This is a genomic window from Trichocoleus sp. DQ-A2 (assembly GCF_039961915.1).
Classification (GTDB): domain Bacteria; phylum Cyanobacteriota; class Cyanobacteriia; order Cyanobacteriales; family FACHB-T130; genus FACHB-T130.
On the sequence record NZ_JAMPKD010000048.1, the window covers coordinates 2,501 to 10,214 of the forward strand.

General features: G+C 48.0%; 4 protein-coding genes, 1 tRNA gene and 2 rRNA genes (1 of these 7 only partly in view). 3 read left to right on the forward strand and 4 right to left on the reverse strand.

Annotation, left to right across the window (positions count from 1 at the left end; translation table 11 throughout):
- The 3 genes from NC997_RS26790 to NC997_RS26800 all read right to left on the reverse strand — a co-directional run.
- Positions 1-571, reverse strand: a 23S ribosomal RNA gene (locus NC997_RS26790) (it extends 2,317 nt beyond the left edge of the window).
- Between the two features lie 271 nt (positions 572-842).
- Positions 843-916: transfer RNA gene (locus tag NC997_RS26795), tRNA-Ile, on the reverse strand.
- Positions 917-1,025: 109 nt separating this feature from the next.
- A 16S ribosomal RNA gene (locus NC997_RS26800) occupies positions 1,026-2,516 on the reverse strand.
- The 16S and 23S rRNA genes sit together here with 1 tRNA gene alongside, the layout of an rRNA operon.
- Before the next feature lie 333 nt (positions 2,517-2,849).
- Between NC997_RS26800 and nadC the strand changes: the two genes are divergently transcribed.
- Positions 2,850-3,779 carry a carboxylating nicotinate-nucleotide diphosphorylase gene (gene nadC / locus NC997_RS26805; protein ID WP_190526014.1) on the forward strand — a complete coding sequence of 310 codons (930 nt, stop codon included), beginning with the start codon at positions 2,850-2,852 and terminating at the stop codon, positions 3,777-3,779.
- Positions 3,763-5,520, forward strand: a complete 1,758-nt coding sequence (gene argS, locus NC997_RS26810) for an arginine--tRNA ligase (RefSeq protein WP_190526012.1) — start codon at positions 3,763-3,765, stop codon at positions 5,518-5,520. The genes nadC and argS overlap by 17 nt, the downstream gene beginning before the upstream one ends.
- Positions 5,521-5,587: 67 nt before the next feature.
- Here the strand turns inward: argS and def are convergent, their stop codons facing one another.
- Entirely contained in the window at positions 5,588-6,124 is a 537-nt protein-coding gene (gene def / locus NC997_RS26815) for a peptide deformylase (protein WP_190526010.1), read from the reverse strand.
- An 80-nt stretch (positions 6,125-6,204) separates the two neighbouring features.
- Between def and dnaA the strand changes: the two genes are divergently transcribed.
- Entirely contained in the window at positions 6,205-7,587 is a 1,383-nt protein-coding gene (gene dnaA / locus NC997_RS26820) for a chromosomal replication initiator protein DnaA (protein ID WP_190526008.1), read from the forward strand.
- Positions 7,588-7,714 lie beyond the last annotated feature (127 nt).

Sequence of the window (7,714 nt, forward strand, 5' to 3'; positions counted from 1 at the left end):
TTCAATCGAGCTTCCATTGCTTGTAAGCTTACGGTTTCACGTTCTATTTCACTCCCCTTCCGGGGTTCTTTTCACCTTTCCCTCGCGGTACTGGTTCACTATTGGTCACACAGTAGTATTTAGCCTTACCGAGTGGTCTCGGCTGATTCACACGGGATTTCACGTGCCCCGTGCTACTCGGGATTCAGCTAGGGCTTTTGAAGCTTTCGACTACAGGACTTTTACCTTCTCTGGTGCAGTTTTCAGTTGCTTTGTCTAACTTCTCGAGTCCCACGTTGCTGTCCCACTACCCCACCAAGCATGCTTGATGGTTTAGGCTCTTCCCGTTTCGCTCACCACTACTCAGGGAATCTCTTTTGATTTCTTTTCCTCCAGCTACTAAGATGTTTCAGTTCACTGGGTTGGCTCTTTACTGCCTATGGATTCAGCAGTTAGTTCTTTGGGGTTGCCCCATTCGGATATCTCCGGCTCATTGCTTGCTTCCAGCTCCCCGGAGCGTTTCGTCGGTCGCCACGTCCTTCATCGCCTCTGTGTGCCGAGGGATCCACCATAAGCTCTTTGTAGCTTGACCACATTCTCTTGCTTGGATGATACGGACGCCTTCTTCGATTGGACGTCTCGTTTTTTCCTGCTTTTTAACGTTACTATGCAGTTTTCAAGGTTCTTTGGCTGGAATTAGAGTCCAGCAGTCTCTCTGAGGCTTTTTGAGTTTCAGAGCCAATGCTGACTTCTTTTTCCGGTTTTCGGTTTTGACTTGCTCGGGTTATAGATATGCCCCTCAACCGGGCTTCCCAACTCAAGCTTTACTCTCTTAATTGTCAAGCAATCAGCTTGACTTTAGGTGGGCCATCCTGGACTCGAACCAGGGACCTCACCCTTATCAGGGGTGCGCTCTAACCACCTGAGCTAATAGCCCATGAACCGGAACCGTAATAGTTTGAAAGCTTTTGATGACACGACCTCGACGACCTGGGATGACCTTCTGTGACCGACTTCATCGGTGTTCAGAGGTTCGGTCTCCCTTAAAAGGAGGTGATCCAGCCACACCTTCCGGTACGGCTACCTTGTTACGACTTCACCCCAGTCATCAGCCCTGCCTTCGGCGTCCCCCTCCTTTGCAGGTTAGGGTAACGACTTCGGGCGTGGCCAACTCCCATGGTGTGACGGGCGGTGTGTACAAGGCCCGGGAACGGATTCACCGCCGTATGCTGACCGGCGATTACTAGCGATTCCGCCTTCACGCAGGCGAGTTGCAGCCTGCGATCTGAACTGAGCCACGGTTTATGGGATTTGCTTGTCATTGCTAACTTGCTGCCCTTTGTCCGTAGCATTGTAGTACGTGTGTAGCCCAGGACGTAAGGGGCATGCTGACTTGACGTCATCCCCACCTTCCTCCGGTTTGTCACCGGCAGTCTCCCTAAAGTGCCCAACTTAATGATGGCAACTAAGGACGAGGGTTGCGCTCGTTGCGGGACTTAACCCAACATCTCACGACACGAGCTGACGACAGCCATGCACCACCTGTGTTCCGGTTCCCGAAGGCACCCTTCTGTTTCCAGAAGGTTCCGGACATGTCAAGTCCTGGTAAGGTTCTTCGCGTTGCATCGAATTAAACCACATACTCCACCGCTTGTGCGGGCCCCCGTCAATTCCTTTGAGTTTCACACTTGCGTGCGTACTCCCCAGGCGGGATACTTAACGCGTTAGCTACGGCGCGGCCCGGGTCGATACAGGCCACACCTAGTATCCATCGTTTACGGCTAGGACTACTGGGGTATCTAATCCCATTCGCTCCCCTAGCTTTCGTCCCTCAGTGTCAGTTGCAGTCCAGCAGAGCGCTTTCGCCACCGGTGTTCTTCCCAATCTCTACGCATTTCACCGCTACACTGGGAATTCCCTCTACCCCTACTGCACTCTAGCCGTTCAGTTTCCACCGCCTTTCCAGGGTTAAGCCCCGGTCTTTAACGGCAGACTTGAACAGCCACCTACGGACGCTTTACGCCCAATTATTCCGGATAACGCTTGCATCCTCCGTATTACCGCGGCTGCTGGCACGGAGTTAGCCGATGCTGATTCCTCAGGTACCGTCATTTTTTTCTTCCCTGAGAAAAGGGGTTTACAATCCAAGAACCTTCCTCCCCCACGCGGTCTTGCTCCGTCAGGCTTTCGCCCATTGCGGAAAATTCCCCACTGCTGCCTCCCGTAGGAGTCTGGGCCGTGTCTCAGTCCCAGTGTGGCTGATCGTCCTCTCAGACCAGCTACCGATCGTCGCCTTGGTAAGCTTTTACCTTACCAACTAGCTAATCGGACGCGAGCTCATCTTCAGGCTATAAATATTTCACCTCTCGGCACATCCGGTCTTAGCAGTCGTTTCCAACTGTTATCCCCGTCCTGAAGGCAGATTCTCACGCGTTACTCACCCGTCCGCCACTAGAATCCGAAGATTCCCGTTCGACTTGCATGTGTTAAGCAGACCGCCAGCGTTCATCCTGAGCCAGGATCAAACTCTCCATTGTGTTAAGTGAGTTTTTTTGGCTATTGGAAACTATAAGTTTCCTACCGACTTCGTCTTGGTGATTGAAGTTTCCTCCAATTCACCTGATTTTTTTGACGAGGTACTTGTGTTTACTTGGCTTTCAAACTATTATTTTTTCTAGGTTCGGTGCGCTTCGGTGTCGCTTCACTTTCGCTTGCTCTCCCGACCGCTTTATTAATGTAGCAACCACGAACCGTTTCTGTCAACTGTTTTGAAAAACTTTTTTGGAAAACTCTCAAAAGCTCCAGCCGAGCAGCTTTTGGGCTAAGTTGGTTGGGCAAGCTTTTAGAAAAATTAGGGGAAAACTGAAGTGGTGAGTCCCAGGGCTGTTCTACCTCCCTCGATCGTATTAGACCCGCTCCTGCACTCCTGGTTGTTGGAAGATGTCGGTCGCGGCGATCGCTCGAGTCAAGGTTTGTTAGGCAACAAGGTACGTGTGGGGCAAGCTGAGTGGACTGCTAAGGAGGCAGGAGTCATTACCGGATTGCCGATAGCTAGTCGGATATTCCAACTGTTGAACGATAGAGTCAGTTTTGTTGCTGTTGTCGCTGAGGGGGAACAGTGCCAGCGAGGACAGTTGGTTGCTCGCGTTGATGGCTCGCTAGAGGCGCTGCTGCTCGGAGAACGAGTTGCTTTAAACCTAGCTATGCGTTTGAGTGGGATTGCTACACTCACCCGTAAGTATGTTGAGCAAATTGCGGATTTGCCAGCTCAATTGGTGGATACTCGCAAAACGACTCCGGGGCTGAGAATTTTAGAAAAGTACGCGACACAGGTGGGGGGAGCGATGAACCACCGAATGGGGTTAGATGATGCTGTGATGATCAAGGATAATCACATTGCTGTGGCTGGAGGGATTGCCAAGGCGATCGCTCGTATCCGCTCCCAAATGCCCTATCCATTGACTATAGAAGTAGAAACCGAAACCCTGGCTCAAGTGAAAGAAGCCTTACAGCACGGTGCTGATATCATCATGCTGGACAATATGCCGCTGGAGATGATGCGGCAGGCAGTGCAGATAATTCGCCATAGCAATAACCGGATCAAAATTGAAGCATCGGGCAACGTTACTCTAGAAACTATTCGTGCTGTGGCTGAAACTGGCGTAGACTACATCTCCAGTAGCGCCCCGATTACTCGCTCAACATGGCTCGATTTGAGTATGAACATAGACGTTAGTACGATGGAGGAGAGAAGTACGCTGCCTGAGGTTTCGGCAAAACCCAATGAACTCTACCCTTGAACAACTTAAAAATAGATTTGAGCAGGCTTTAGTTGCCGCTTTCGGCAGTGACTATGCTGGGGTAGACCCAATGTTAGTGCCTGCTAGCAATGCCAAGTTTGGCGATTATCAGTCTAATGTGGCAATGTCTTTAACTAAAAAGTTGAGTCAGCCACCACGAGCGATCGCCCAAAAAATCGTTGAGTATATAGATGTCACCGATTTCTGTCGTCCGCCAGAAATTGCGGGTCCTGGTTTTATCAATCTCACCCTGAAACCAGAATATTTGGAAGCGCAGCTAAGTGCTATTCAGGCAGACTCCCGATTGGGTGTCAGCAAGGCAAAACATCCCCAACGGGTAGTGGTGGATTTTTCTAGCCCTAATATTGCTAAAGAGATGCACGTTGGGCACTTGCGTTCAACGATCATTGGAGATTGCATTGCCCGAACTTTGGAATTTCAAAATCACGATGTCTTGCGCTTAAACCATGTGGGCGACTGGGGAACCCAGTTTGGAATGCTAATCGCCTACTTAAGAGAAGTTTGTCCAGAGGCTTTGACGACTGCTAATGCTATAGATTTGGGCGATTTAGTTGCTTTTTACCGCAAAGCAAAACAGCGGTTTGATGAGGATGAGAAGTTTCAAGAAACGGCCCGACAAGAAGTTGTCAAGTTGCAAGCGGGTGACGAAGAGTCTCGGCGGGCATGGCAGCTGCTGTGCGAACAGTCCCGGCGCGAGTTTCAGATTATCTACGATCGGCTTGATGTGCATCTAACAGAACGAGGGGAATCTTTCTATAACCCATTGCTAGCGGGAGTAGTGGAAGACCTCGACCAGTTGGGCTTGCTCGTGGAAAACAATGGGGCTAAATGCGTATTTCTGGAAGGGTTTACTAACAAAGAAGGTGAACCTTTGCCCATGATTGTCCAAAAGTCTGATGGAGGCTATAACTACGCCACTACTGATTTGGCAGCCTTACGCTACCGGATTGAACAAGATCGAGCTGAGCGGATAATCTACGTTACAGATGCTGGACAAGCAAATCACTTTACTCAGGTGTTTCAGGTAGCGCAACGAGCTGGCTGGATTCCAGATAATGTACAGTTGGTTCACGTCCCCTTTGGTTTGGTGTTGGGAGAAGGTGGCAAGAAGCTGAAAACGCGCTCTGGCGAAACGGTGCGGTTGCGGGATTTGCTAGATGAAGCGATCACATCTGCCCGTGAAGACTTGGAAGCAAGGCTCAAAGAAGAAGGGCGCGAGGAAACAGAAGAATTCATTGCCCACGTTGCTGAGGTAGTTGGCATTAGTTGTGTCAAGTATGCCGACTTGAGCCAAAACCGGAACAGCAACTATATCTTCAACTCTAAGAAGATGGTAGCTCGCGAGGGCAACACAGCAACTTACTTACTCTATGCCTATGTACGAGTACAGGGAATTAGCCGCAAAGGCGATATTGACTTTGAGCAGTTGGGAATGAATGCCAAAATTCTGTTGCAGGAAGAAACAGAATTAGTGTTAGCGAAGCATTTACTACAACTGAGCGAAGTTCTCAGTGACGTTGAGCAAGATTTACTACCCAATCGCCTTTGTCAATATCTATTTGAACTGAGCCAAAAGTTTAATCAGTTCTATGACCAGTGTCAGGTGCTTAAAGCTGAGGAACCCGTGCGGACATCTCGGTTGGTTTTGTGCAATGTAACAGCGCGAACTTTGAAATTAGGATTATCCCTACTTGGCATTTCTGTGCTAGAGCGTATGTAGGCAGGGTGGAAGCGATCGCTTATGCTTCTAATCAGTCAAACCAAACAATTGTCAACAATCTAGGATATCAGTGCTGCTGTTGAACAATTCGTTGCTGATATTCCTGTTCGGTCATTATCTCTTGCGTGCTTTGTAAACGATCCGCAAACACGATGCCATCCAGGTGATCGGATTCGTGTTGAAAAATGCGGGCAACAAAATCTGTGAACTGTTGACGATGCAATTTACCATCCCGACTGGTGTATTCCACGTCAATCGCGTGATATCTGGGAACCAACCCTCGAATTCCTGGAATGCTGAGGCACCCTTCCCAGCCTTTCACTACCTCATCAGAGTGAGCAATGATGCGAGGATTTATTATAGCGGTTGGTTCCATCTCAGGAGCGGTGGGATATCGAGGATTCGGACGAGATGCGACGATGAACAAGCGATAAGATTGAGCTACTTGGGGTGCTGCAATGCCAACACCGCTTGCTTGAACAACGGTTGTAATTAGCTCATCAATCAGCTTTTGGATCTGTCCAGAGTGGACATTTTCAATAATTTGAGCTTGTTGGCGCAGGATGGGATTTCCCAGTTGAGTAATTGGCAGGATTTCAGCCATAGTTGAGACTGGTTTAAAAGAGCGATCGCTCTTCACAAGAATGGATAATACTATTCTGCACAAAGCCGTAGAGGTGAGGCGTGGATATTTCTCTTGAACAGCTCTGGAGCCAAGTGCTAGAGCGTCTACAGCTACAACTGAGCCGTCCTACCTTTGAAACGTGGATCAAAACTGCCAGCGCTCAAGAGCTGGAAAATAACTGCTTGGTGATTTGCACGCCTAACCCGTTTGCCCGGAATTGGTTGCAGAAATATTACATCAAAACAATTGCTGATGTCGTACAAGATATTCTGGGACAGCCGGTGGAAATTCACATCACGGTTGCCAAAGGAAATGAAATCTCTAGCGCTGATGATGCCGAAATTTCCTGGTCGCTGCCTATAGAAACCAGTGTCCCCGAAATTTCCCCTAACCAGCGACCCAGACCGACCGAATTAAATCCTAAATACGTTTTTTCACGCTTTGTTGTCGGCTCTAATAATCGGATGGCTCATGCAGCTTCTTTAGCTGTGGCAGAATCTCCAGGACGTGAGTTTAATCCATTATTTTTGTGTGGGGGTGTTGGACTAGGAAAAACTCACTTAATGCAAGCAATTGGGCATTACCGTTTGGAAATTCACCCAGATTCAAAAATATTTTATGTTTCTACTGAGCAGTTTACAAACGACTTGATTGCAGCAATTCGTAAAGATAGTATGCAACGGTTTAGAGAACATTATCGAGCTGCCGATGTACTGTTGGTGGATGATATTCAATTTTTAGAAGGAAAGGAATATACTCAAGAAGAATTCTTTCATACTTTTAATACTTTACATGAAGCTGGAAAGCAAGTAGTAATCGCTTCTGACCGCCCTCCTAATCAGATTCCTCGCCTGCAAGAACGCCTTTGTTCCCGCTTTTCTATGGGATTAATTGCCGATATCCAGCGCCCAGACTTAGAAACACGGATGGCAATTTTACAAAAAAAGGCAGAATATGAAAATATGCGATTACCGAGAGATGTTATTGAATATATAGCGACTAACTATACTTCAAATATTCGAGAATTGGAGGGCGCTTTAATTCGGGCTGTGGCTTATATTTCAATTTCCGGTTTGTCTATGACTGTCGAAAACATTGCCCCAGTTTTAAATCCGCCTGCTGAAAAAGTAGCGGTTTCTCCAGAGGCGGTAATCATAGCGATCGCAGAAACTTTTGATCTTCGCATTGAAGATTTAAAAAGTAATTCTCGCCGTCGAGAAATTAGCTGGGCGCGACAAATTGGTATGTATTTAATGCGTCAGCACACAGATTTGAGTTTACCCAGGATTGGTGAGGAATTTGGGGGTAAAGATCACACCACAGTAATGTATAGCTGCGAGAAAATTACTCAATTAAAGGATAGCGATCCTGATGTAGCTAGAACGCTACGCCAACTTAGCGATCGCATCAATTTTGCTAGCAGAAGCCAAAATAAATCCTGATACTCCTCTCACAGCTAGGGCGTGTCATCAATTAGGTCTGCAACGGGCTTAAAATCGATAACTGGATTCTATTAAGTCACACAACAGGAGTGCTATCATGACACGTCGCTATGCCTTACGGGATGAC